We start from the raw sequence: 25,867 nt of genomic DNA, 5'->3' as shown, positions 1-25,867 counted from the left end.
ATGTTTATTGGGTCCATTCCTCCGTCTAGAGCTGTGGACGCTGCTTATGGTGTTCCGTATGCTGCTCGAAAGCGTGAGCTACACGAAGGATTGTCGCTTCATCGAGAGCTTTGCCAATCACTTGCAACCCTACCGGAAGACCTTCCACCAAGCCACATGGCACGCTAATTGCCGGTAACCCCGCCAAATTGACAGGAATGGTCAAAATATCGTTTAAATACATCGTTAAAGGATCATTGGTCTGCTCGCCAATCTTAAAGGCAGTCGTAGGAGCTGTTGGACCGATTATAACATCAAAATCAGCTAATGCCTGATCAAAATCCTGTTTAATCAAGGTCCGTACTTTTTGTGCTTTAAGGTAATATGCATCATAATAACCTGAGCTGAGCGCATATGTTCCGAGCATGATCCTCCGCTTCACTTCGGCTCCAAAGCCGTCGCTGCGGGATTTCTGATATACCTCCAGCAAATTGCGGGCATCGGAAGAACGGACTCCGTAACGAACCCCATCAAACCTTGCAAGGTTGGAAGAAGCCTCAGAAGATGCAAGTAAATAGTAAGCAGCAACGGCATATTCCGTATGCGGCATCGATACTTCCTCCCATTTGGCACCCAGTCCTTCAAGCACCTTAAGCGCTTCAAGCACCTTCGCTTTAACGGCAGGATCAATCCCCTCGCCAATATACTCCTTCGGTACAGCGATACGGAGCCCTTTAATGTCTCCTGTCAGTGAACTGATGTAGTCGGGAATATCCACATTTGCTGATGTTGAATCCTGAGGATCATAGCCGCTTATTGCTTGAAGCAAATAGGCAGAGTCCTCCACGTTCTTCGTGAGCGGACCAATTTGATCCAGCGAGGATGCGAAGGCAACCAAGCCATAACGAGATACAAGCCCATAGGTCGGCTTCATGCCGACAATACCACAATACGCGGCTGGCTGGCGTATCGATCCGCCTGTATCGGAGCCAAGTGAAAAGTACACTTCACCAGCAGCAACAGCTGCTGCCGAGCCACCACTTGATCCACCAGGAACATGCTGTAAATTCCAAGGATTATAAGTGGGATGAAAAGCCGAGTTTTCATTAGAGCCGCCCATCGCGAATTCATCCATATTCAGCTTTCCTACTGTGACAGTTTGAGCTTCCTTAAGCTTTCTAACCACAGTTGCATCGTAGATCGGATTATAATTAGACAGGAACCGACTCGCACAAGTCGTGGTAATTCCTTCTGTGACGATATTATCTTTAATCCCTATAGGCAGGCCAAAAAGAAGCCCCCTCGATCCCCCTTGCCCGAGCTGCTCGTCCAATTGCTTGGCACTGCTTCTGGCATCTTCCTCATTGAGGGCAAGAAAAGCTTGGACCTTAGAGTCCACCTCTCCGATTCTTGTAAATGAAGCATCTACCAGGTCTGATACGGAAAGTTCCTTGGCATAAAGCTTATTGTGTAATTCCTGTAAGCTCAAATCAAACAAAGACAAAAGTAAGCCCTCCTTTCTTATGCATAATTACTACTCCAGCACGGCAGGTACTTTGAACTGCCCAACCTCATCATCCGGTGCATTTAGTAAAACCTTGTCCAGCGGCAGCGACGGCTTGGCTGTATCTTCCCGCATTACGTTAACAAGCGGCATCGCATGGCTGGTCGGCAGTACATCATCCGTGTTCAGTTCATTAAGCTGTTCGGCATATTTCAAGATCGCGTTCAATTGCTCCGCGAACTGTGCTTTCTCCGCTTCGTTCAAATCCAAACGGGCAAGTCCCGCTACATGCTCAACATCCTTACCAGTAATGGTCATCCTCCCACACCTTTCTTTAGGTCTAATCATGCATTTCATTATATCTTAGATATTTTTGGAACTCAATCGCTTCAAAAAATCTTCCCTCAAAAAATCGCGCGGGAGAACGATAGCTGTTTCGATAGCTGCTACTATTCCTGCCTGGCGAACTCTACTACAAGATATGAACGGCAAAAAGCATCCGACCCACATGGATTCGGACGCTATTCTACTATTTTCCAACATCCTAGTACTCTCGCCTTCCTAGATCCAAGCCTTCAAATTAATTTGCTTGACAAAGTCTTCACGAGATTGAACCTCATCCTTAGACTTCTCTACAGCTGTATCCTGTTCTTCACCATTAATGATTTTCTTGAACAGCTCTTCGTTTCTAGTAGCTAGCGCAAAATCAATTAAGGATTCTCTTTCTATACGGCTTGCTTCCTGCTGAAATAGAATTTCTTCTAACTCTATATCATCTGATGGAACGTAGAAATGCTTATTTGCCTTAGGAACTCGAACCACATAATCAAAAGCATTGTCGGAATTACGGTCATAAGCAATGATAAAACCATATTCTCCTACTGGTAGATTTTGTTCGAATCTATCAGCTATGATGTACACTTTTTGACCAAGTTTATGCATCAGGATCTCCCCCTGTCTGAATGAAGCCGCTTTATTATAGTATGTTACTAAAAAAATAGTGCACTGTCCAATGAAACTGAAAAATTGAACATTTTTCCATTAAGCCTGTTCCATTTAACCTATTCTCATTTCACATATATAATGCCTTCGCGAGAAATGGTAAGCTTCTCAAATCCGTCTTCGGTAATGAGGTAACTGTTCTCAACTCCAACTACCCCTCTTCCCGGGTAAGTGAATTTGGGCTCGATGGCAATAACCATGCCTGGCGCCAGCGGGGTCTTGAAGCCTTTGGCGAGAACGGGCAGCTCATCGATCTCAAGGCCAATGCCATGACCAAGGAATTTCACTTGGTCAGCGCCGTACCCCATGAAGTGGTCGCTAAGACCCGCTTCATGCACTTGATCCAGAGCGAGCAGATACAAATGCTCGCTAATCGTACCAGGCTGCAGCCTGGCCTCAGTGGCGCGGAGCACCTGCTCCGCCACCTCGTAAGCGCGCTGCAGCTCCTGGTCTAATTCACCGATCACTAGCGTACGCGTCTGATCGATCAAATAGCCGTCGATGCAGCAGCCGAGATCGACGAGAATCGGTTCGCCGCGGCGGATCAGCGCGCGGCCGGAGCTTTGCGGGCTGGACGGGTGAAGACCTTGCCCCCCGGCCGGCCCGTCGAAATAAGTGGGCACCGCCGCTGAAGCGCCTGCCGCTACCATTCCGGTGATTAACTCGGAATTGTAAGCCCGCATGCGCATAAGCCCCTGGTGCCCTTGAATTCTAAGCTGATGCTCAATGAAAGCCATCAGCTCGAACTCAGCCATGCCGGCATGCACATGCCGGATGGCCGCTTCAAGCGCTGCGTCGACAACGGCCGCAGCCCTGCGGATCGCCGCGACCTCGTCAGGCGATTTAAGCATACGCTGCTCCCGCACCAGCTGGGAGCCATCCTCCCAGACCACACCTGGAAAAACGGCTTCGAGACGTTGAAACTGCTGAACCGGCAGAACGTCGAGCTCCGTAGCCAGCTTTATCGGCTGATCTTCCAACACTTCCTGCACTTCCTGCGCTTCCTGCGCTTCCCGCCCCTCAGCAGCAGAGACAGCAGCGCCAGGCACTTTATGGAACAGCTCGGGATAACGAGCAGCAATTCTATCTTTAATTGTTTTCATAGAGCCGATAGGCTCGATGATACAACTCGCTTCCTCTTCAGCACGGGTTATACTTCTGCGGACAAAATAAACAGCTTCTCCTGCTGCTGGAATAAACATATAGCCCGTCTGCATAGTTCCCGAATAATAATACAAATCAACATTATGGTTGACTAGAAATCCTGAGATCCCTTTTACCTTCATTACCTGCTGCAGTTGATGCTGCCTTTGCACAAAAACATTCATACACGAATTCCTCCTTTTTTATACCTTAAACTTTCCCTGACCAAAAGGCAAAGCATGTTTACCAGACAAACGGAAAAACAGCTGTTCACTTGGAAATTTCCAATGCAAACAGCTGTTTAGGTAAGGGGACAAGGAGTGCTCTCATCACTCACTTGCTCTATTTGGAAAATGATTTGAAGAACGATTTAAAGAACGGGGACTTGGAGATTTATCTTATCGTTTACATATACCGCAATTAACCCATTAGATAACTAGCTCCGCAGCTGCTTTAATCGTCCAGCTGATCGGTTGAAGAACGGAATAAGTTCTTGGAAATTCAAGACGAATGATCATAATAACTCCCGGCTGTTCCAATGTCGTCATATAACCGTAAAGAGGATGGATGAACGTATAAGGAAAAGCTTCATTTTCGTTGACTACTTGGAAGTAAAGCACTTCTACTCGGGACTGGTAAAAAGTATCTGGCAAAGGATCATTGTTTCCATCCAGCCGAAGATTACTTCTCAAATAGGTAAGTGCAGCTTTTTCCGCTTCCGTCTCATCAATAGAATGGATTCCCTCAGCTAGCTTTTGCTGATCGATTTGCTGGGCTGCTGCATGAACGGCAGCATTCAGTCCGTGCTTTCCTTGAAATAATGTGTGCAAAGCTATTTCCTCATCAGTTTGCAGAGCATAGAGGGTCATGTACAGCAAACTCATTAAAATTAGAAGCAATAATTTATACATCGCTCAGGCTCAGGGGACATATTCACTCATTTTCATCCCTGATGCCCCCATTCTCGCTGAAGTGGGAGGACCTGTTATACCGATTAATCGATCAATCACAAACATCCGATGGTAAGGATACGTCATCTTCAGCCCAATGCCTGTCCCTCTTGGTACCGGCTCACTTGCATCCATACCATCCACCCCGGAAGTCGTGGTCACATCATACAGCAAATCTTCAGGTTCAAATCCTCTTTCCTCTAACCGCTCCCTGGAAGCAATCAGCATCGTTTGATCTATGTACCCATACATACCGCTTGCACCTACTTCAAGCAGGTAATCGACCTCCTTTTGCAAAAATGCCTGTCGAACAATAATGACATGCTTGTAGACAGGGGCAAACATAAACCAGCAAAGCATTCCGGCGAATAGCACAAATACAAGAATCTGCTTCATGGATCAATACTTTGAATCGTTCCGTTGATCCTTCCTCCGCTGTCTTTTACTTGCTGTCTCGTACCATTATTCCCCCCTACAGCATTGTTATAGATGGCTATGACAACAATGACGAGCATGGCCGTAATTAAAATCGATCTCAATCACGAATCCCCTTTCATCCGTTGTTAAGGCGTTAATGATGTGATATTGGTATTTGCCGTATTACCATGTGTCTGGATGTTATGTCTCATACCGGTTGTACCGTTATTCACTATCGAAGTGAATAGCAGAGCTACTACTACCAGCATCATCACAGTTATTAGAATATTTCTCATTTGTGCTTCCTTTCATTAATTAATGGAATTAAATAATTGTTGTCCTTCCAAAATCCAAGGATACATAAAAACGCGAAATGTATTAAGAATCGGCAAGCCTGCCAAAACAAAAAGCATGTAGGAAACAGCTTCTTTTTTGCTTTCCCGGGTCAGCTCAATTTGCTCCTTATAGTCTGTAATTCTTTGCTGCAAAAGGTGATAGTAATCTTCGTGCTCGTTTTGCCGCAAAGCGTTTAACGTTTCTCCAAAGCTGTAAGCTTCATCCGTTCCAAGCCTGAGCTTAAAGCTGCGGATTGCAGCTTCTGCATCCTGATACCAATCATTGAGCAGCAGCTCGAAGCTTGAACGCAGTGTGCGGGTCTGTGAATGACAGCGGCTAAGCTTGGCATGCAAATTCATACGTGATCCGGAATAATAGAGAAGTTGCTGGCTGATTGTATAAATCTCCTTAACTATACGATGTCTCCTACGCTCCTTTAGCTGGACAAGCACCTTTCGGTCAAACAATACGAAAAGCAACAAAGAAACGGATATAAGGAGTACATAAACCGGATTGAGGAACAAAGCTAAACCCGGATTACGAAAGCTGGCATAAGCCAGCAAAGTTAACCCTGCTAATAACAAAACAAACATTCTTCTTATTGCTTCATAAATAACTGGCTCCAGAAACATGCCGCATCCTAGGAGCAACTGTTTGCGCTCTTCCATCCCCTTGCTGCCTTTTTGAATAAACAATAACTTAAAATAGAACGGTGGAAGCTCATTTCCCCTCTTCAAAACAGAAAGCTGCAGGATCCTCCATCTTTTCTTGCGCCTAGGCATACTGAGCAGCGCATAATAAAAAGCAATAGCCACCATGAGAAGCAGGAGCAGATTCGAAATAACCTGCATCCCATACATTTGAGTCGATTCGATAACCACTAAGCGCTTACCTCACATTCTTCTCAAGGATAAATATATCCCCATCAAAAAAGAAATAAAAATAAACAATAAAGCATCAAGCAGCAGGTTGCGGCCGGCTGAGTCTAGTACATAGTATTGATAGGAATTGGCATAGTTCACTTTGAAATTGATGCCTAAAAACAATGCCAGAAACCCAATTGGTGTAAAGTTAGCAATACGTATTTCCAAAAGCTTGTTTCTGTCCAGCTGATCCAGTCTCTGCGCTTTTCTCATATCCAAAATCAAGTCTTTGAGGTTCGGGCCTACGGCGCTGCCTTCTGTTAAGGCTACCCTGAGAATTCCGATAAAATAATCGGCCCAGTTATGGCCCAGCGTCATGGCAAAAATCCGCAGGCTCTCCTCCATATTCCTCTGTGTCATCAAGTTACGATAAAGCTGTTCAAAAACTGGCTTGATTGGATAAAGCATTCTATTTTCCTCTAAACAAGTTTTCAAAGCTGTTTTTACATTTTTATGACCACTCAGCATATAGTACTGATAAAACACTTCCACAGCCGGTAAAAACTCAAGCCGGGTCTTAAGCCTGACACTGACAAGCTTCATACGAAGCATCAAATAAGGAAGTGTTGAGCCAATTAATGTAATCACAAGCACACCCTTTAAGCTTTGAAAAAACAGAGCTCCAAACATAAACCCGCTAATGAAAAGCAAAAAGGTTACGGTCAGGATTTGATTTATTGTAGCCTTTGATTCGACAGCTTCCAGCAGCTCCTGGAGATGCTTGTATCCTAAATTCATTTTTGATAAATAGGCAGATAGCTGATTGCTTATTTGGGAATCACGAACATGCTGAAGCCTGTAGCGGGCTTTCTTCTGCCGGAAAAAAGAGAGCAAAAGATTTCTAACAAATAAATAAATGAGGGCGAAAAGCAGGATGATAAAGCTGGTTATTGCATACATCAGCACTGAATCCACCCCAGCTGCTGAAGCTTAATAAACCCTTGCGGATCAAAATGCTTGATTTTTGTCGATGCGTATTCCGACAATTTCCCGGGAAATGTCCATTGATCCGCAGTAGCGTCGAAATACGCAAGTACTGTAACCCGTATCTCCCCTTTCTCATAGCTATATTCACCGATGCGCATCACCTTCCTTTTCCCATTCACAACAGCCATCTCAAGGCCGATCTGTGTGACGTACTGTGTAATCCGTTTAGTCAATCGAGTTGGGTCCACCCCCCTTCCATCCAGCAAGCACATATCAGCAATTGCATCAGGAACATCCTCCAAAGTATTTACATGCACCGATGTTATGCTTCCTTCATGTCCCCTCGTGCAAGCCCTTACATATAAATTAGCGTCCTCGTCCCTTATTTCGGCCTGACATATTCGTTTGGGTGATTGTCGCAGGGCCAGCTTAAAAGCCTGCTTTCCTGAATGTCTTGAATCCTCTTCATCCACCTCGTATTCGATAATATTTTTATGAGGAAAATCCCTTTTTAAATTCAGTTCAAATCTCGACTCCATCGTGATGATGCGCTCATTATCGTCCATTTCAGCAATGCAGGCTTTAAGTAAATTTGTTTTGCCCGAGTTTGTCGGACCTATCACCACCATATTAAAGTAGGCACGAATCACACATAGAATAAGAACCTTCATACTTGGATCTATGGTACTTTGTTCAGGATGTGCCAAACTATCCAGCTCAAAACGCTTCATCGTATAAAAGCGGATTGTCAAAGTTGGCTCAGCCGTGAATCCAAATCCCGTCATTGTTACCCTTGATCCATCGCGAAGCATAACTTCCGCCCACTTTTTACGCGGGTTCAAGGAATCGTTGTTAAAAAGCACCAAATTCTGCTGAATTCGCTCTAAATCCCTTAGCGAGGGCAACCGATGCACTGAAGGCAGTGCATACCCATTACGCACTTCAAAGATGTTCTGTCCCACCACCTGGATCTCTTCAAGTCCCTCCTTCTGCTTCAGCACAAGTTCAAGCACATTTAGGCCGATAATTTCAGCAAAAATAGCTTCTGGCAGCGACTCATAATTACGTGTTCCAGGTGGTAAATCCTTCAATCTTCGCTTAACTACAAGATCATGAATCAGTGCAAGCAGCTTGCCTCTATCTTCCTCATAGCCTAAAATTGCGCGGTTTAACGTTTCATTGTACCGCTGCTTTTCTTCTTCATTCCTCCCTTTTGCTGCTGCCAGCTCACTGCGGATTTCCTCTACCCATTGATTAAAGGAGTGGTTTTCTTCTGAATGCTCTATGTCACTCGACACCAGCACCTCTGTATGCTTTTCTGCCAATGACCTTGGAGCTGCATATCCCCCTTTGCGTGTATGCACATAGGACGATATCGAAAACTTCTCGTTTTTCACTGCCACCCTCACTTTCTGTAGATTAAGTTGCTGCTGTACCGGCAAGCATCTTTTTGAACCAAGGTATTTTGCGCGAGGAGCCTATGCGAGGAAGTCTGTGAAAGTCAATCAGCTTTTGGGTGATTAAAGAAATTTCCTCCTGTGCAGGGTGTCCTGATTGAAGAAGTTCACTCAGCTTCCCACGATTCAATACAGCAGTAATATCAGAATACCTGGAGACTTGGCCAATTAAATGCATTTGGGTCTCCTTGCGGATGTCCTTTACAGAAAGACTGTCACTCTTGCTTTGCTTCTCTATTTGTACGGCAATCAGATCGAAGGCATGCGATTGTACACCAAACACCGAGCCTACCTGTCCAACCCATCTATTCATATCCTCTTGAAAATGAGACATATCTCCTGTAGTAACTGCAATTCGCATATCTGCTTCAACAATACCGCAAATCGTAGCAGCATTATCCCAGTAAGCATTTACTTCAACAATGCACACGTCAAAGGTTAATTTTGCAATACATAATAAATGTTCAATTTCCGAGGGTGTGAAAAATTCAGCTTGCTCCCTCAGCATATTTCCATACAACAGATGAAGCCTTGGTGCCTCACGCATAGATTCGCATACCTGCAATAGTCTTTTTTCACTCAAGCTCCTGGCTTTTAACTCGGCTCTAAGTCCATCTAAAGTGAATACTCGCTCATCACGCCCTAAATACTTATGAAGCTTGGAGCTTTTAAGATTGAGACAGATATATCCTATGCGTGCATTTGTCTCCAACGCCAGACGAAAGGCTATCCCGAAGGAAGTAACGGTCGTTCCCACATTAGGGGTTGATCCGACAAAAGTGATCAGTTTACCTGAGCCGGTCTGATGCTCCTTCCCATGCTCGGTTTGATCCACCCACGCTCGTATGCGGTCTGCAATTGCAGCAGTTCCATGGCCCGGCAAAACAAATTGCACTTGCTTGATTTTGCACATTTTAACGTACTTCTCATTGATTGAGGCTTCATGATAATTGGACAGCAGGAGAATCAGCTTAGCTTCAGGAGAAAGCTCCTTGAAACGAGCAATCCATTCCTCCAGACTCATAAAGTCCATGTATCTGTCTGAGATTACAATATAGGAAATGTCCCCATCCTGGCACTCCTCCTCCAAGCTTGTAGGAGCAGCGCAAATGACCCAATTTAAAGGCTGCCTATATATCACGTTAGTCAATTCATCTATCAATCTTTCGTCTGTAGATAACAGTGCAATTTTAATCGTATTCCCTCCTCTCAATTTGATTTCGTTATCGAAGCAGAGCTAAAGGCAATAACCAGCTTCGTTTTCTTAGTGCTGCAAAGCCTATCCAATAAGAGCCACTCGTCCTCAGTCAGATTTAAATTAATCTGATCTATAGCACCATTTGCTTCCAGACGGGATAAATACATTTTCTCTGCATCTCCATTTGCTTTGGAAAGCAGGTTGGAATTTTTCGGATTATCAACTTCAATGTTTGCTGAGGATTTTACTGACGCCACCATAATATCTTTATCCAGCAGCTTGTGGGATTCTCCTTCCGCCGAAGCGTATATCCGCACCTGGTCCCCGGCACGAATTCCATTCGAGACACTTAATATGTATTCCTTGGGAATTTGAAAGGTAGACTGGTCACCTCCTGGCAGCAAATGAAAGCGATTGATTTTCCATTTCAATATGGGCTCGTTCGTTCCAAGCGGAGTCAGTGTTTCCTGACCAATTATTTCTTTAAGGTCTGATACCATATTTTCGTTGTAGCTCCCTTTCAATACAGGCCTTAGCTCCACTAGCTGCTCTTGAATGAGCGTACCTGCACGAATGAAATCTTTGGGGACAACCACTTGAATCGTTTGCTGCAAAGCAATCTGTTTGACCTGTAAAATGTAAACGCCATAAACCAGAAGACCCGACAGCATAGCTGCTGTAAAGCTGATCACCAGGCTTCTTCTGCGGTTCAATCAACAACCACCCCCTTTCCATCATCATGTAGTTAATAAAATAAAAGAACGCAAATCAACGGGGTTACTCCCGATAATTTGCGTTCTTCGCAAACAAGATAAGTGTTAAGCTTTGTTTTTATATTACCATATTTGTTTAATTATGTAAATATATTTTATTGTTTGTTTTTGTATTAATTATTTATGGCACTACGTCAAAATTAGTGCTTGAAAATTGCTAGCGGACATTACAGCCGTTATTTGTGACAAAATCGCATGATTTGAAAGGCTTACGGACATAGCAGGTTAACTCACTCTTAATTCATGAAATTTGTTATCGTCAAAACTTTCCCATATCTTTCTCCCACTTTTCCTGAACTAAAAAAACCGCTCACCTTTGCTAAATAACAGCAACTAGGCGAGCGGTTCTTCCGCATCGATATCTCAGTAGTAATAAATTACCACATATTTGATTTTCTTGCAATGATTTTCGTTGAATTATAGTGAAATTAAATGAACTTAAGTAAATCTCAGTTATTTCAAGTGAATTATAGTAAACAATAGTAAACAATAGTGGTCTAAGTCCATCTAAGTCAATTTCAGTGAATTATCTTTTCGCTGAAATCTATACAAGTGCTATTCCTCCATCGCCTCAGCAAATGTCGGCAGCGCCGGAATGGCCCCCCTGCGGGTCGTCGTAATCGCCCCTACGCGGTTGGCGAACGCGAACACCCGCTCCGTCGCTCCAGCTTCGCTGAGCGCGTCCGCGATCGTCGCTGGCGTAACGCCCAGCGACGCCAGCTGAAACAGCATGCCGCCGACGAAGCCATCGCCGGCCCCGGTCGTGTCCACGGCCTCTGCCGGCCTGCCGCGCACGACCGTATCCTGCCGCGCGGTCACGACGCGGCAGCCCTGCGCCCCCAAAGTGATGATGACCACTTTGGGTCCGTGTTCCAGCAGCTGCTGCGCCCCAGTGGTCGGATCGGTGCCGAGGAGGAAGTCTACCTCCTCCTCACTCACCTTGACCACATCCGCAAGCGGAAGCTGCTGCAGAATCTCTTGCCGTGCGGCATCCGCACTCGGCCACAGCGCCAGGCGCACATTGGGGTCATAGGACACCAATGCGCCCAATGCTCTTGCCTGCCGCGCTGCTTCCAGAGTAGCGCTGCGGCAGGGCTCACTGATCAGCGACACCGAGCCAAAATGGAAGATCGCGGCATCAGACAGCCATGCGGCTTCGATTTCATCAGCCCGGAGCAGCATATCGGCCGCGGGATCACGAAAGAATAGGAAGTCCCGTTCTCCGTCCTTGCGCAAAGAAACAAATGCAAGACCAGTTTTGGCCTCGTCCGACTCAATGACCGCAGTCTCAACGCCCACTTCTTCAAGTGTTTGCTTCAAAAAAGTGCCGAAAGGATCGCGTCCTATTTTACCAATAAACCTGCTTTTTCCACCTAGCTTGGCTACTGCAGCAGCCACATTCGCCGGAGCTCCGCCAGCAGCCTTGCGAAAGGAACTTACTTCCGAAAGAGCCAGCCCATTTTCTTCTGGCACAAAATCTATTAGGAGTTCCCCTAAACAAACTACGCATTTGCTATCCATATATTCCTGTCTCCCTTTTTCAAAAAATTGATCTTATTGATTTTCCCAATATTACTCTTTCTATGTACTCTGTATTCGAGCCAAGAAGGCTGCTCACCTCTTCAACCCAACATATTCCTCTACACGCATTTATCATAAGCCTTATAAAACCATTATACAGCAAACCATCCCTTCCCTTCGTCTCCGAAGGAAAGGAATGGTTCTCTTTACTCACAAATTAGCATCTGCGGAAGCTGCGGGTAATGATGACCAACAAAATAAACAATACAAGAATGGCTCCCATATTGTTGCAATTGCTAACAGCTACGGGCTTATGATGATGCATAGGCTTATGCATCGGCGGCTTCGGAGGAGGAAAAATGAATGCTGTCTGTTGGTAGGATGCATGCAGATGGATATCATTGTGAACCGGTTTCTCATGCATCGGCATAGGTACATGCTCTACAACGGTCTTATGGTGGTGATGAACAGGTGCTGGCATTGGCATAGGCTGGTAGATCGGCTGCACAATCGGCTTTGGCTGAGGCATAGGCGGTATCGCTTGCTGCTGAACGGGCGCAGTATAACTTGGCTTCACGTGCTCCATAGAAAGGCACCTCCTAAAATAGTGGGCAGGCATTTTGAAATACCAGAAAGCATCGTTTATTGCGCTCTGATATTTCCCGGTAAACGCACGCCTCTTTTAAAGACGGGATAGCCGTTTACCCTTAGCTTACACCATAGTCTATGGGGGACCACCTATGAGGAACACGGTAAATACCCATGGTCCGCAAAATTAGTCGGGTGCCATGGGCGAACAAGCCAATTAAAAAGATTATTCTTCAAAGAACTGACGTTTAGACGTAAGGGTTATTCTCACGCTCAAAGCCAATGGTCGTCCGTGGCCCATGGCCGGGATATACAATGACTTCGTCATCCAGGTCGAACAGCTTGCCTTGAATGGAGTCCAGAAGCGTATTCGAATCACCGCCAGGCAAATCCGTACGTCCAACTGAAAGCTTAAACAAAACATCCCCGCCGAATAAATGCTTTTCATAAAGGAAGCTTACACTACCTGGAGAATGTCCTGGTGTATGGAACACCCGCAGCTTCACACCGAGAAATTCGAGCACCTGACCTTCATCCAAGGCATATTCTGCAGGATCGGTCACAATCGGCGCACCTAGTTCCGGGTAACGGGAAGAGCCATTCTTCTTGGGATTGGTCAGCCAATCGGCTTCCAAATCATGAATGTACACAGGGCAGCCCTTCAGCTTGCGAATTTCCTCAACGCCACCGATATGGTCAAAATGAGCATGGGTTAGCAGAATAGCTTCAATGTCAATATTGGCAATTCGTTTGATCAGCGCCTGTGGATTCATACCCGGATCGATAATAATGCCTTTGCCAGTATCCGGATCTGATAGCAAATAAGCATTTGTGCTTAATGGTCCTAAAGCTAAAGCTTCTATTTTAATCATGATGTACACTCGCAATCTCTTAGGCTTAGAATGAAGAAATCAATTCGCGAAGCTCTTTCACTATAACAGAATGGTAGTCTTTGCCTTCACCATATTGGCGTCCCATCTCGGCACGGGCAATCTGAATCTTGTCATTATAATCGGCTGCTTCACGATCAGGGTTTTCCTGTTTGAACTTTGTCATAACCGCTTGCACTTTCTCCGGACGTGGTCCCCATTGTCCAAGCACAAAGCCACCAGTATCTGTAAAGATCACGATCGGAATCGCACGTCCACCCATCGTCAGAAATTGGTCCATAACGTCCAGATGCTGCTCCATCACGAGCACCTCTACAGGGATACCACTGTCCTCAAGCGCACGGAAAACGACTGGAACATTGCGTACTACATCACCACACCATTCTGCCGCTATAATTAAACAGCGCAGATCATCACGGTTATTCAGAGATTCGAAGAAAGTCTTATCATCTTCATTCTCCCATTCAAAGCTGTTGTACCATTCCAGAAATTGTTCCTTGTTCTTCTCAAGACTATCAATGAATTGCTGGGGCTTCAGCCCTTTGCGAAGCTTGTCGGCAAGATTCGTACTCATATTCATTCGCCCTCCTATTAATTTGACTCCTCTTATTGTAGCAAATGAACAGGAAAGCTCCAAATTTATTTAACGTTATTACTGTTTTTCTTAATTACCTTTTCAATTTCGCGTACCTGGGTGCTGTTCAGCTTGTTTTTGGGCTTATAGCTTTTGATCGCATAGATCAGCCGGTCCAGCTTCATTGTATTAAAGCCAGAGCTCGAACCGCTAAGCTGACAATCCGGATGGGTAAAACAAAGCAGGCCGACAACATCGGTTTCCGGGTGGCTTTTTTTCAAAAGCTCTCTCATCACAAAATTATGCCGGTGCAGCTCCGAGGTCGGATCCTCCGTATACGCCTCCTTACTGCGCTCTACCCCTTCATCAGTGAATTTGATATCTCCGTTCCAATACCTGGAGTCGATGTGAAATACCCCGTTAGGCCCAATAACAATATGGTCAAACTCTTGTATTCCCCCGCCACCCTGTATGTTTCGGTAGTGCAGCACCCGGTATTCCTTGCCTATGTATTTCAATTTTTCAATCGTATTTTTTTTACCTTCGTCGTTCAATGTTTTACCAGCTGCACCCTCGCTTTTTTTGCGATAAACCTTGAACAAAATATAGAGCACGGTAATAACTACCGCCGCTAGTATAATAGGTTTGATATAGGGTCCTGCGTATTCGTCAATTTTCCCCCAATTATTTTTTAGTGTCATTCCCAGTGAAATGTATAAAATAGAATAAGGTATTAAAGCTAATGCCGTATAGATTGAAAAGCGCGAAAGCGGCATTCTGGCCATTCCGCCCGGTATGGAAATAGCATGCCGGACAATCGGGATAAATCTCGCTGTAAATATCATTCCCGTGCCATACTTGTGAAACCAGGCTTCTGCGACATTAATATGTTTACTGTGAATAAGCAGATATTTCCCGTACCTTTCAATAAAGGGTCTGCCGCCGTAGCGTCCGATCCAATAGAGCACAATTTGCGCCAAGGTTCCGCCTAATACAGAGCAAATAAGTGCACCAACAAAAGTGATTTGTCCATTTGAAACCAAATACCCCGCATACGCTAATAAAAGTTCATTTGGAATCACTTCCATCATAAGCCCCAAGAAGATGCCCCAGTAGCCTAAGCCTTCAATATAATCTAATACAGTATGAATTATTTCACTCATGCCCAGCCCACTTTCTCAATATTCGAAGGATCTTTACATAAAAGTTGGCATAAACCACCCCTTTACTATCCTATTCTACCATATCTAGGCACATGACAACCAGTTATACCAATTATTTTCCATTAAAATAGTTTTCAATCCCCTCTTTCCATAGAGCAGCAGCCGAAGTTAACTCCCGTCCCTTAGCATAAACGATTCCATGCTTTAAGGAAATGGGCTTTTAATCATGAGTTGACAAGCCTCCGCATATAGTTGTACAAGACCATTTTGTACAGGAGGGGAACTTATCATGTCCAGGGTATTTATCATTCAAAGAAAGCATATCATTCTTACCTCTCTAGCCATTGTAATTATTGCTGCAGCCGTCTTTTATTTGAGCAGGGATAACGCTCTACCCACAATGGCGGAGTCAAGCTCAGGCAGAACCATTCATATGGTTACAGGCGAATTCTCAACGAAAACAGCAGATGGCAAAGAAATTGAGGCCTACCGCTGGGATCCGGGAACTATTTTCGTGCAAAAAGGTGAAAAAATCAATCTCAGCATTTATGGGGTGAATGGAGACAGTCATCCTTTCATTATCGAAGGCTTAAACTTGAAGGGTGAAGTTAAAAAAGGCAAGGAAACCATCGTTTCTTTCGTTGCCAACAAAAAAGGCGTTTTCCGGATTATATGTCTGACTCATCCCGACATTGCCCACAGCGGCCCCATGATAGGGTACTTAGTTGTAAATTAACACGCTTGCTATAGCGGTTTGTGTCGCCTTCCTCCTTCTTTGTGCATACAAATAGCAGAGAGGGAGGAGGTGCAGCATGCCGAATAAAACGAACGAAAAGCATAAGCCCCATTACCCCAGCGCCCGCGGCATCCGCAGGGCTTGCGGCAAGGAGCTGTACCGTGCGGCAAAGCGGCTAAAAACCCATATTACCCCCGAACAAATGAAACAAGCGGAGACTCTATATGCCAAGGAAGTGCTTCTGAATCTTGCTTTTATAGTTGAAACAGGGAGCAACCGCAAGGTATTGGCCGATTGGTGGGAGGAGCATATCAGCGCTCAAATTGCAGCCATTTGGAATGTTGAAATCCCTGCACTGAATCGTGCCTTCCGCGAATCCTTTGGTGGGTAAGGGTGGGTTACTGCCTTTATCTCCAGCAGTATAAATGAATAAAGAGACGCTGACATGACATCAGCGCCTCTTTATTCATTTATACTGCCAAAACCTTAACTACCCAAAGGCAGTATGACCTTCTTGCCAGTTTCTATGGATTCATCAATGGCGAACGAAGCTTCCATTGAGCGATAAGCATCGGAGAAATCACAAAGTGTGCTTGTGCCATTCTTAACGCTTTGTACAAAATCATCGATTTCCGCCACAAATGGATGATGGGATACGTCACCACTGTCCGGTAAAACGGTTGGCACTGTTGCATAGTCAGTTTGTCCAGGCAGCTTATGGCTAAATAGCTGATTATTCATAATTGCCCCTTTTTCACCAAGCAAATGCACGTTGAATTTGTAGGGGGTTACACATTCCAGTGAGGAGGATACCTTAGCGATTCCGCCGTTTTTCAGCTTGCAGATAGCCAGAGCATTCGAATCAAATTCGTATTCGGAATTAGCCCATGTTCCACAGCTGTAAGCCGTTACTTCTTCAATTTCACCCGCAAAATAACGCACAGCATCGACAGCGTGACATCCGGCAGACAGCATGCTGCTTCCGCCTTGCGCCTTTGTCTTGCTCCAACGATACTGCGGATATTTAGGTCCAATATTATGCCAGTAATCGATCTGAGCCATATAAATTCGGCCAATGGCATCATCATCAATTAATGCCTTTGTATTCAAAAAGGATGGGTTCCACCGTAAAACAAAGCTTACTACGGCTTTTACCGGATTTTTCTCCAAAGCTTCCGCTATGCTCCATAATTCCTCGCGATTCATAGCGACAGGCTTTTCGATCACTAAATGTTTACCGTGCTGTGCGGCAAGAACCGCTTGCCCAGGGCGTTGATCCGGCATAGAGCAAAGTACGATTGCATCCACCTGCGGATCCTTGACTACATCTTCATACTCGGAATACAACCGAGCCTCGATACCGAGCTCTGTCATCCGCTGCTGGGCATATTCTTTATGCTGGCTGAGGACAGCGTACACCTCGGCATCAGGACGGGCAGCAATCGCTTTCATATATTCCCCGGCAACCCAACCGGTTCCAGCTACTGCAATACGAATTTTTGACATGTTTGGTTCCTCCTCGATTGACATAATAGCGTAAAGCGTTATCATGGGGTTCTTTTCCAAATACCCTAACCTCAACTATAGTACAAACCAATGATTTTATGTTTATTGAAATCGCAATAATATTTACACAAAACAAACAAGATTATATAATTTTGATCAAACTTCCCATTTCTTTTTCTATGGAATCCATCAAATATGGAATAAAATGTAATCCATAATCAAAAACACTTTATTTCATAACAGATTTCATAACCGATTTCTTAGCTAAATTATGAATCGCTGACGATGGATACACATGAACCCCAGGGGCATGCTCCAGGGTCGAGGCAACCATAGCGAGGGCCACCGTTTTCCCATAAATGGGCTTGTACCTGGCCAATGGACCTATCCAGGCAAACGATGTTGCCTTCGCAATCACACTGGCTATTTGTTCGCCTGCCCGCTTCTCTTCACGCTCCCCTAACAGCAGGGAAGGTCTGAATATATGTAAGGACTGCAAGCCTGCTGTTTGCAAAGTATCTTCAACCTGGCCCTTCACCTTATTATAAAAGATGCCCGACCGTGAGCTCGCACCCATGGCTGTGACGATGCAGAATTGTGCTGCGCCAGCTTTTGCGCTTATACGTCCGAGGCTCAGCGGATATTCATAATCAACTTTGCGAAAAGCTTCCTGCGAGCCTGCCTTTTTGATCGTAGTACCTAAGGTACAGAACACGTAGGAGCCAGACATGCAATCGGCTACCGCTGCTTCTATATGGGCAAAATCGATCACCCGCTGCTCCAGCTTGTGCTTCGAATGCGGCAGATGCTTGACATCCAACATTTTTCTTACCAAAATAATGATTTTGCCGTAGCTCTCGTCATGAAGTAGTACGCGGAGCAGTTCCTTGCCAATCAAGCCCGATGCTCCTGCGATAACCGCTGTTTTTGTGATCTCTGTCATCTTGTCCGTGCCCCCCTTCTAAATAAAGCTTTGCTTAAAGCGCGTACCAGCTATATCTCCCAATCCTCACGCAGAGCAAGATACAATGCTATTAAATAAGCAGAAGCATCATATAATCCTTCAGATTCATGCTGCAGCTTTACTACAAAGTGCCGGAAAATAGGCTGACTAAACTCCTCTCTCCTCGCCGCAGACATGCCTGACAGACGTTCCATCCAAGCCGCAATCAGCTGCCAATCCTCAGGCGTAACCCTTCTCCTGGCTGCATCATCCAGATTAAGGTCCGGCAACCGTCCTTCCCAGGCGGCTACTGATTTATCAATCCCTTTTTTACGCTGCAGCCTTTCCCTTCCCGGCTCTGTAACAACAATCGTTCCTGCTACCATATCACCTATACGCTTATCCTTGGAGCTAAAGAGCATAATAAGAGCGCCAAGAAAATAGAAAGAAGGGAGGAAATCAAGGATGCGAAACAGATTGCGGATAATAATTGACAGAAAGGTTGCTGACTGGCCATTGTCCTGCAGCACACGAAGCCCCATGATTTTTTTGCCGGGAGTCTGCCCCCCCATATACATTTCCGTTGCCAAAAAGTACCCTACATTTAGCAGTATAAACAATATAATGAGAGCAGCCCCTGCATAATCCGCCACTCCATCAAGTATATTCAGCCATTCCAGTCTGCTTGCAAAAATAATCAGGGCGAGCAGCAGCCCATTCACAACTAGCAAAATAAGCCCATCCCACAGGTGTGCGATAGCCCTGCTGCCGACTCCGGCAGTCCGGAACTTCAGCTGCACTTGCTCAGGAGTGATGATCGTCAATTCTTTCTCTAAGGACTCGTTCATAACATCTCCTCGGCTCTTTAATAGTATGGTAAGATATACAAATGAAAACTGCTGTAAAGCGATGGCATTAGCCGCTAATGGAACACAACCTGCAAGAGACAATTTCTCATGAGAATAAATTTATTTTCCAGGAGGACAGCATGGACATCTCACGCTTCATCAAAGAGCATAAATCCGCGTGGACGGAGCTGGAGCAGCTTTGCGGACAAATGGATAAAAGAAAATCCGGACTTCAGGCTTCGCAGCTGGATCGTTTCGCTGAGCTCTACAAAATCGTTTCTGCCCACCTCGCCACACTCCAGACGCACCGGGCCGCGGACGAAATGACCTTATATCTGAACCAGCTTGTATCGAAAGCTCATAATTTGTTATACAAAGAAAATAACAAAAGCAGCCAGCAGCTCAGCACCTTTTTCCTGCACCACTTCCCTGCCTTGATTCGCAAACGAAAATGGTTCGTAGTTTTTGCCTTCGCTTTATTTGTGATCGGCGGGCTCTCCGGCTATTTGGCCGTATGGAAGGATCCGCTGAATCTGTACCAGATCCTGCCTCCCTCGATGGCTGGAAGCATTGATCCTGCCCAGACGGACCAGCCACGCGGTGATCTGCACAGTCCCTTGATATCGACAACTATCATGACCAACAATATTCGGGTTGCCGTACTCGCTTTCATTAGCGGTATTACCCTAGGCATAGGCACTGTTTATTTGCTTATAACAAATGGACTCCTCATCGGGGCGCTAGCGGCGGTCTTTATGCAATCAGGCAAAAGCTATGTCTTCTGGGCCTATATTTTGCCGCATGGTGTCATTGAGCTCGCTGCAATTTTCATTGCTGGTGGAGCAGGCTTATATATGGGCTACCGCATTTTCGTCCCGGGTCCATACTCACGCAAGCGGCTTTTTCTAGAATCGGCCAAGGAGTCGGCCCAGCTTCTGCTGGGGACCCTTCCGTTATTCGTAATCGCCGGAATTATCGAGGGCTATATTACCCCCTCAACGCTGTCTCTTGAAGTCAAATATATCGTGGCCGGAGCAACTTTAGTGCTGCTTGGCGTTTATTATGGATACGGCTCAAGAAAGCTAGTGAAAAAGAAAGAGGAAGCTCCTCAGAGCGCCTCTCTGGCTTTAAGCTCCAAATAAGTATTCACGGCACTAAGTGTCAATTGGTCAGCAGAAACATCAAGCACAGGGATGCCCATACCAGCCATAGTGTGAACATAAGCCTTGCGGTCCGTCGTAAATTTATGCGCTAAGCTTTGAATAAATGCTGTCCTGCTGCTATCTGCATGGATTCGTGCCCATTCGTGAAGTAGCGGATCCTGCAGCGATAGCAGCAGCAAATAATTGCTTCTACGCAGCCTGCTTAAGTAGGGAAGCAGTTCCTGATCATTCAGGTAGCTTTCCATATCTGAGAAAAGAACAATCAGGGAGCGCTTCTTCTGGACGCGCAGAAGATAACTAAGTGCTACTCCGTAGGCCGACTCTACAAAATCACTTTTTAGATCATAGACCGCACGGGTCAGCTCCTGCAAATGAGACAGCCCTCTGCCTGGAGGCACATAGACTTTAACCTCGGTAGAATAGGCCAGCAGTGCAACCTGATCGCCCTGCTTGAGCGCTACGGCAGCGAGTGTTAATGCTGCTTCAAGCGCTCTGTCCAGCTTCACCTGCCCCTCAAGCTCAATCCCCATCATCCTTCCGCAATCCAGCAGCAGCGTTAGAAGCTTCCCTTTTTCCGGCTGAAACATATTGGTCATTAGCTTGGCTGTACGGGCAGATGCCTTCCAGTTAATATGCCTCGGATCGTCACCCTGCGCATAATCGCGGATATAATGAAAATCCGAACCGCTCCGCTGCTTTTTATAGAGCCTGCTGCCATCCAGAATAAGCGCATTCTGCACAGAGGCAAGAACCCCGCGTACACCCGACAAATCAGGGTAAATCTCTATAGCATTTGACTGCTCCAGACGTATTTGTTTTTTCCATAACCCAATAACTCCGTAATATCTGAGAAATACGTTCCTTAACTGATACAAGCCTCTCTCGCTTGATTTCGTTGAATAGGAAAACTCTGCAGAATCTCCATCAAACCGGCCGCCTGCCAACATTTGGCCTCCAGCGAAATCACCATCCGGAGCCTGCACCATCCCTGCTTGCGTACCCCATTTAAGCCCTCCGGCAGAACCCTCAAACTCTGCAGGCAGATCATCATTTAACTCTACTCGAAGAAGCTGCGGTCTGGTAAGTTTCAACTGCAGCTTAACTTCGAAGGGCTGATTGACATCAACCCGTTCAGGCAAGATCCGCTGCACCGACCATTCTTTCCGCTTCGGAAGAAGCACAAGATCAATAACACTAAAGAGCAGCAATAAAGCATTACAGCTCCAGAAAAGTAAAGAGCCCAGCTGCAGGGCAAAGCTGATTCCGCTGAGCACAACTGCCAGCAAAATAAGTAGAATCAATCGTTTCGTCGGTACGATGAAATCCTGCAGCAGCAGCTTACCGAGGAACCGGAATAGACCCGAGCGTCTCTTGGATGATGTGGTCACTTGTTCCGCCCTCCAATTCCGCTTGCGGGGTCAGCAGCAGCCTGTGTCTCAGAGCCGGTCGCGCTACCAGCTTAATATCATCAGGAGTCACATAGGTTCTGCCTTCCAGCAGCGCCCATGCCTTGGCAGCCATTAGCACGGCAATTCCTGCACGGGGACTGGCTCCAAGCTGTATTCGCTTCGAATCCCTGGTTTTGCGTACCAGCGTAGCTATGTAGGTCAGCAGCGATTCCTCGGCAACTACCTGGGAAAGCTGCTTTTGCAGTTCTCTGATCCGCTCCGGTCCCATAACGGGTGCAAGCACCTGCTCGCGTTCCTCGAAGAAAGGGACATGCTCGCGAAGAATTTGCTTCTCCGCTTCCTCTCCCGGATATTCCAGCACCAGCTTAAAAAGAAAACGGTCTAGCTGAGCTTCGGGCAGCGGATACGTCCCATCATACTCTACAGGATTCTGTGTCGCTATGACGAAGAAAGGATCAGGCAGCCGGTGAGTGTCGCCTTGAATGGTAACCTGGCGCTCCTCCATTGCCTCCAGCAAAGCGGATTGTGTCTTTGGCCCGGAGCGGTTAATTTCATCAGCCAGCAGCACGTTCGTAAAGACGGGACCACGTACAGTTGTAAAGTCATTTTCTTTCATATTAAACACGACGCTGCCGGTAATATCGCCAGGCATCAAGTCAGGCGTAAATTGAATGCGCCTGTACTCGCCTCCGGCTAATGTGGCTAACGTACGGGCCATTTTGGTTTTGCCAAGGCCGGGAACCCCTTCGAGCAGCACATGCCCTCCGGCCAGCATCGCTGCGACCAGCAAGCGAATGTTCAGCTTCTGTCCGTAGAGCTTTTGTTCCATAGCTTCTAATAATCTTTCCATGCCGATCACTCCTTTTCCAGGTATGCTATGATTTCACCCAGCTCGCGCGTTTGCTCCACAAACGCTTTCGCGCTCACCTGCCCGCGCTGCGCTCCGGACTGCACATCCTCGCCGCCTGCGGCGTCGTTCTGCGCACTATTGTGCGGCGCCGCCTCCAGCAGGCGGGCTAGCCGCTCCGCCTGCGCCTCCGGCCAGCGCACGCGTGCCGCTTGTGCGGCCTGCTGCGCAGTTGCGCTGGGGCTGAGCCCCCAGCGCTCATACAGCAGCTGCCGCAAATGCAGCTGCTGGTGGGATAGCGCCTCGCTGCGATAGCCGAGGCGTTCGTACCAGCCGGCGACGGCGAGCAGCGTCTCGTCGCCGCGGCGTACCGTCCACGCCCGCGGCGTGTAGACGGGGCCGAAGCGCTTGCCGCGCAGCCATAGCCAGCAAAGCAGCGCAATGCCAAGCTGCACTCCAGCGAGCTTCAGCCAAGCCGGGTAGATCGATGGCAAGCCTCTCGCCGTGCCATATCCATGATAAGTCTCGTCGATCCACACCGTGTCCCACGAGTCCATAAAAAGCGTCCAAACCAATTCAAAATGGGAGTCGCTCAAAATAGTTCCATTCATTAACCACTCTGGTGTCAACACCATCGTTATACTGCCAGAACCAACCTCAACCCGGCTTGCCAGCACACCCTGCTCATCTGAGAGGAGTATCTGCTGTGGAAACTGTGTTTGTTGAGATTGTTGTGATTGTTGTAATTGCTCTGTCGGCAGGGTGTCCGCTGGCTGAAGCCGAAATGATGTCTGAACCACACCCTTCAGTGCTTCCTGCCCATTAGTAATTCCCTCTTGAGTGATGACCCTAACTTGTCCGGCAGCCAAGCCTGTCTCGGCTTGCTCCTGATTATGAGTCTCATTATTTATCTCATTCTGGTTCTTATTCCCGCTCTCATTTTCATTCTGGGGAATTGCAATCGGGAACCTTTCGGCCCATTCATAGGGCTGCTGATCCCAAACCATAAGATCATTTCCCTGACGGACCCATTCCGTGATTTCCGCCAATTGTTCCTGGGCAATTTCACCCGGTTGAACAGCCACCAGCAATTGACCGCCCCCTGGAGGCAGCTCGCCCCAACCAAGACGCCATTCGCGAACCTTGCCCGGCTTGCTTTCCAACAGCTCTCTCCAGGCCTTAACACCATCTGCATCCGGAGAAAAAGAGAGATAAGGCGGATTATTCTCACGTTCCGGCTTAACGATCAGATAGCCCAGACAAAGAAACAGCACGATGCTGACAGCAAGCCCGATATGAAGCTTGTTAAGCTTGCGCATCCTGATCATCCGCTCCCTTCTCCAGCAGTTGTGCCGCCCGCTCATATATAGCAGCAAAAATCGCTTCATTCGCTTCTTGCTTCCCATACCAGACACGCTCGAATAAGAGCGAGCAATCATGGAGCAAAGGGACGAGCGACGGCTCAGCGCCAGCCAGCTCATCGGCATACTCCCAATTTGTTTTCCATTTCTCTACACGGATGTGCTTCTGTGCTTCCAAATAAAACAACAGGCTCAGGAAAACAGAACGAATTCCTTCACGCCAGTTTCCCGCTGCCCCATACTCAGCCGCTTGCTGCCAATAATATGAATAGGAGCGGCTGAGCTCTCCTTCCGGCAAATAGGATCGCATCCGAACACGGCCTTGCCTTAGCAGCTGCTTGGAGAACCAATAGATCGCAAAAACAATCACAGCAAGGACTATCAGCAGCAAACCATAGGTGAGCAGCGACCCGACACCCTTAGACATTTGCAAGTCAGGAAACAGGCCAAGGAACTTGCGCCATAACCACCGGAGCAATTCCCGGAAAGACCATCCTTCTGAACGCGTATAAGCCGTATATTCATCTTTGGACAGTATTTGTTTCAGCTTTTCCTTATCTTCAGACAGCTGCTGCAAGCTACTCATCTTTCTTTAACAGCTCCTCAGATCGATGGGCTTCAGTTGAGGCATCTGGTGCAGACGGAGTTTTCTCAAATCTGGAGGCATAGTGGAACTGGTCTGCTTCAGGGTTATCCTGCCATACACCTGAGCTTGCTTTTCCTTCTCCGTACACCGTATTTTGAATCAAATCCTCAAGGCCCATTCCTTCATTACGTACTTTCAAATCAAAAAAACTGACGGCATAAGGCAATAAAATGAGTGGCGAAATCAGAACTGTAAGCAAACTCTGCAGCACTTGACTAAACAATCCATTTCCAAGTACAGCAATGAGTGCCAAATTAATTACGAACATAATAATATAAATTACGATACTGAGCACTGCATACATCAGGAACAGCCGCCAGAAGCTTCGCTTCGTCAAGTTCCAGCTTCTCCCGAGAGCAGGCGCATCACCATTCGTCGCGACAATTGGCAAATAATAGCCCCAGCGTATGAAAAAATAACTAAATCCGATTAATACACCAAGCAGCAGCAAAACAAATAAAACAATCGCGGAAACAGCTGCTCCTACTCCTGCATTTGAGCCGGCAATGGTCCCTGTAATCCCTGCACCAAAAGCAAACAGTAAAGCAACAACAAGAATAATGATCATAAAACCTATGTACATGGCACCCATAATAACAGTCATAAGCAGCGTGCTTCCAGCCATAGGCCAAAACCTGCGCAGCCCACTCTTTAACAGCGAGCCGATTGTCGGCGTCTCTTCACCCAGTAAAGCGGCTCTCGTAAGAAAAACAATTGCAGCCACTGCCAATGGCACTAAGCCAAGAAAAAATATAGGCAGCAAAAGAAATATATAGGCTAGGATCTTTCCTAGACCCAGATCATCGGTTAACTCTGTTTCAATACCGGAATTCACGAAATCTTCCAACGAAGAAAAGTTTCTGAGCTGCTCCAGAAATGAATTCGTAGCCGCTGCATTCTGATCTACTAGAATTAAGTTTTGAACCAAATAAAAAGGCCCAAAAAGCAGCAGCATCAAAAAGGTCAGCTTAACAAAATGCTTGCGGTATAGTTGGAAACTGCGATCCAGTATCCTTCCAATACCCATTGGTCTTAACTGCATTTGTGACATTAAAATCCCCCT

29 protein-coding genes and 1 pseudogene are annotated in these 25,867 nt (G+C 46.5%); 3 read left to right on the top strand and 27 right to left on the bottom strand.

From position 1 onward, the window contains the following. Positions 1-25: 25 nt before the first annotated feature. From gatA to uptA, 19 genes and pseudogenes are all read right to left on the bottom strand, one after another. Positions 26-1,483: an Asp-tRNA(Asn)/Glu-tRNA(Gln) amidotransferase subunit GatA gene (gene gatA, locus J2Z66_RS12135; protein ID WP_209971655.1), complete on the bottom strand. Its 1,458-nt coding sequence runs from the start codon at positions 1,481-1,483 to the stop codon at positions 26-28. Between the two features lie 30 nt (positions 1,484-1,513). After that, complete coding sequence (gatC, locus tag J2Z66_RS12130; protein WP_209971654.1) at positions 1,514-1,801, bottom strand: Asp-tRNA(Asn)/Glu-tRNA(Gln) amidotransferase subunit GatC; 288 nt, start codon at positions 1,799-1,801, stop codon at positions 1,514-1,516. Positions 1,802-2,044: 243 nt separating this feature from the next. Continuing rightward, on the bottom strand, positions 2,045-2,425 hold the full coding sequence (locus J2Z66_RS12125; protein ID WP_209971653.1) for an ATPase: 381 nt from the start codon (positions 2,423-2,425) through the stop codon (positions 2,045-2,047). Positions 2,426-2,550: 125 nt separating this feature from the next. Continuing rightward, a complete protein-coding gene (locus tag J2Z66_RS12120) occupies positions 2,551-3,813 on the bottom strand; it encodes a M24 family metallopeptidase (protein WP_209971652.1) in 1,263 nt (420 codons plus the stop codon). A gap of 243 nt (positions 3,814-4,056) precedes the next feature. After that, positions 4,057-4,539: a hypothetical protein gene (locus tag J2Z66_RS12115; protein ID WP_209971651.1), complete on the bottom strand. Its 483-nt coding sequence runs from the start codon at positions 4,537-4,539 to the stop codon at positions 4,057-4,059. A 9-nt stretch (positions 4,540-4,548) separates the two neighbouring features. After that, positions 4,549-4,974, bottom strand: a complete 426-nt coding sequence (locus tag J2Z66_RS12110; RefSeq protein WP_209971650.1) for a hypothetical protein — start codon at positions 4,972-4,974, stop codon at positions 4,549-4,551. After that, complete coding sequence (locus J2Z66_RS12105; protein ID WP_209971649.1) at positions 4,971-5,117, bottom strand: hypothetical protein; 147 nt, start codon at positions 5,115-5,117, stop codon at positions 4,971-4,973. Before J2Z66_RS12105 ends, J2Z66_RS12110 begins: the two co-directional genes overlap by 4 nt. Positions 5,118-5,141: 24 nt before the next feature. Next, a complete protein-coding gene (locus J2Z66_RS12100) occupies positions 5,142-5,291 on the bottom strand; it encodes a hypothetical protein (protein ID WP_209971648.1) in 150 nt (49 codons plus the stop codon). Positions 5,292-5,306: 15 nt separating this feature from the next. Then, positions 5,307-6,212 (bottom strand): hypothetical protein, encoded by a 906-nt coding sequence (locus tag J2Z66_RS12095; RefSeq protein ID WP_209971647.1) that lies wholly within the window; start codon positions 6,210-6,212, stop codon positions 5,307-5,309. A 12-nt stretch (positions 6,213-6,224) separates the two neighbouring features. Further along, on the bottom strand, positions 6,225-7,154 hold the full coding sequence (locus tag J2Z66_RS12090; RefSeq protein ID WP_209971646.1) for a hypothetical protein: 930 nt from the start codon (positions 7,152-7,154) through the stop codon (positions 6,225-6,227). After that, positions 7,154-8,578: an ATPase, T2SS/T4P/T4SS family gene (locus J2Z66_RS12085; protein WP_312894513.1), complete on the bottom strand. Its 1,425-nt coding sequence runs from the start codon at positions 8,576-8,578 to the stop codon at positions 7,154-7,156. The genes J2Z66_RS12090 and J2Z66_RS12085 overlap by 1 nt, the downstream gene beginning before the upstream one ends. A gap of 22 nt (positions 8,579-8,600) precedes the next feature. Continuing rightward, the gene (locus J2Z66_RS12080; RefSeq protein ID WP_209971645.1) at positions 8,601-9,788 is read right to left on the bottom strand and encodes a CpaE/TadZ family protein; all 1,188 of its coding nucleotides are present in this window, start codon (positions 9,786-9,788) and stop codon (positions 8,601-8,603) included. A 59-nt stretch (positions 9,789-9,847) separates the two neighbouring features. Then, on the bottom strand, positions 9,848-10,549 hold the full coding sequence (locus J2Z66_RS12075) for a CpaB family protein (protein ID WP_209971644.1): 702 nt from the start codon (positions 10,547-10,549) through the stop codon (positions 9,848-9,850). A gap of 615 nt (positions 10,550-11,164) precedes the next feature. After that, positions 11,165-12,130: a PfkB family carbohydrate kinase gene (locus J2Z66_RS12070; protein ID WP_209971643.1), complete on the bottom strand. Its 966-nt coding sequence runs from the start codon at positions 12,128-12,130 to the stop codon at positions 11,165-11,167. Between the two features lie 217 nt (positions 12,131-12,347). After that, positions 12,348-12,716: a hypothetical protein gene (locus J2Z66_RS12065; protein WP_209971642.1), complete on the bottom strand. Its 369-nt coding sequence runs from the start codon at positions 12,714-12,716 to the stop codon at positions 12,348-12,350. Between the two features lie 250 nt (positions 12,717-12,966). Beyond that, complete coding sequence (locus tag J2Z66_RS12060) at positions 12,967-13,590, bottom strand: MBL fold metallo-hydrolase (protein ID WP_209971641.1); 624 nt, start codon at positions 13,588-13,590, stop codon at positions 12,967-12,969. A 25-nt stretch (positions 13,591-13,615) separates the two neighbouring features. Next, positions 13,616-14,182, bottom strand: a complete 567-nt coding sequence (locus J2Z66_RS12055; protein WP_209971640.1) for a thioredoxin family protein — start codon at positions 14,180-14,182, stop codon at positions 13,616-13,618. Between the two features lie 65 nt (positions 14,183-14,247). After that, on the bottom strand, positions 14,248-14,736 hold the full coding sequence (locus J2Z66_RS42605; protein ID WP_281068828.1) for a nuclease-related domain-containing protein: 489 nt from the start codon (positions 14,734-14,736) through the stop codon (positions 14,248-14,250). Positions 14,737-14,745: 9 nt separating this feature from the next. Beyond that, positions 14,746-15,345: pseudogene (gene uptA / locus J2Z66_RS42600) on the bottom strand (undecaprenyl phosphate transporter UptA); the annotation flags it as partial. Between the two features lie 289 nt (positions 15,346-15,634). On the opposite strand from uptA, the gene J2Z66_RS12045 reads away from it, so the two are divergent. Both J2Z66_RS12045 and J2Z66_RS12040 read left to right on the top strand, forming a co-directional pair. Next, on the top strand, positions 15,635-16,081 hold the full coding sequence (locus J2Z66_RS12045) for a cupredoxin domain-containing protein (protein WP_209971638.1): 447 nt from the start codon (positions 15,635-15,637) through the stop codon (positions 16,079-16,081). Positions 16,082-16,157: 76 nt separating this feature from the next. Beyond that, positions 16,158-16,472 (top strand): dehydrogenase, encoded by a 315-nt coding sequence (locus tag J2Z66_RS12040; protein WP_209971637.1) that lies wholly within the window; start codon positions 16,158-16,160, stop codon positions 16,470-16,472. A gap of 95 nt (positions 16,473-16,567) precedes the next feature. On the opposite strand, the gene J2Z66_RS12035 is transcribed toward J2Z66_RS12040, so the two are convergent. The 3 genes from J2Z66_RS12035 to J2Z66_RS12025 form a co-directional block, all read right to left on the bottom strand. Next, a complete protein-coding gene (locus J2Z66_RS12035) occupies positions 16,568-17,587 on the bottom strand; it encodes a Gfo/Idh/MocA family protein (RefSeq protein ID WP_209971636.1) in 1,020 nt (339 codons plus the stop codon). A 229-nt stretch (positions 17,588-17,816) separates the two neighbouring features. Further along, positions 17,817-18,530, bottom strand: coding sequence for a Rossmann-fold NAD(P)-binding domain-containing protein (locus J2Z66_RS12030; protein ID WP_245375476.1), 714 nt, complete (start codon positions 18,528-18,530; stop codon positions 17,817-17,819). Between the two features lie 50 nt (positions 18,531-18,580). Beyond that, positions 18,581-19,378: an RDD family protein gene (locus J2Z66_RS12025; protein ID WP_209971635.1), complete on the bottom strand. Its 798-nt coding sequence runs from the start codon at positions 19,376-19,378 to the stop codon at positions 18,581-18,583. 140 nt (positions 19,379-19,518) lie between these two features. Between J2Z66_RS12025 and J2Z66_RS12020 the strand changes: the two genes are divergently transcribed. Continuing rightward, positions 19,519-20,520 (top strand): stage II sporulation protein M, encoded by a 1,002-nt coding sequence (locus tag J2Z66_RS12020; RefSeq protein WP_209971634.1) that lies wholly within the window; start codon positions 19,519-19,521, stop codon positions 20,518-20,520. Here the strand turns inward: J2Z66_RS12020 and J2Z66_RS12015 are convergent. Genes J2Z66_RS12015 through J2Z66_RS11995 form a run of 5 tightly spaced genes read right to left on the bottom strand, consistent with a single transcriptional unit; the run spans position 20,487 to position 25,855 of the window. After that, positions 20,487-21,929 carry a DUF58 domain-containing protein gene (locus tag J2Z66_RS12015; protein ID WP_209971633.1) on the bottom strand — a complete coding sequence of 481 codons (1,443 nt, stop codon included), beginning with the start codon at positions 21,927-21,929 and terminating at the stop codon, positions 20,487-20,489. The two genes, J2Z66_RS12020 and J2Z66_RS12015, sit on opposite strands and share 34 nt — an antisense overlap. Beyond that, entirely contained in the window at positions 21,880-22,800 is a 921-nt protein-coding gene (locus J2Z66_RS12010) for an AAA family ATPase (protein ID WP_209971632.1), read from the bottom strand. The genes J2Z66_RS12015 and J2Z66_RS12010 overlap by 50 nt, the downstream gene beginning before the upstream one ends. Positions 22,801-22,805: 5 nt before the next feature. Continuing rightward, positions 22,806-24,185, bottom strand: coding sequence for a DUF4350 domain-containing protein (locus J2Z66_RS12005; RefSeq protein ID WP_209971631.1), 1,380 nt, complete (start codon positions 24,183-24,185; stop codon positions 22,806-22,808). Next, entirely contained in the window at positions 24,103-24,744 is a 642-nt protein-coding gene (locus J2Z66_RS12000; protein ID WP_209971630.1) for a DUF4129 domain-containing protein, read from the bottom strand. Before J2Z66_RS12000 ends, J2Z66_RS12005 begins: the two co-directional genes overlap by 83 nt. Next, positions 24,737-25,855 (bottom strand): glycerophosphoryl diester phosphodiesterase membrane domain-containing protein, encoded by a 1,119-nt coding sequence (locus J2Z66_RS11995; protein WP_209971629.1) that lies wholly within the window; start codon positions 25,853-25,855, stop codon positions 24,737-24,739. The genes J2Z66_RS12000 and J2Z66_RS11995 overlap by 8 nt, the downstream gene beginning before the upstream one ends. Between the last annotated feature and the right edge of the window lie 12 nt (positions 25,856-25,867).

The organism is Paenibacillus eucommiae (assembly GCF_017874215.1).
In the GTDB taxonomy this organism is placed as follows: domain Bacteria; phylum Bacillota; class Bacilli; order Paenibacillales; family NBRC-103111; genus Paenibacillus_AI; species Paenibacillus_AI eucommiae.
Note: the sequence above shows the minus strand (reverse complement) of the source record. Positions and strands in the feature narration are given on the sequence as shown.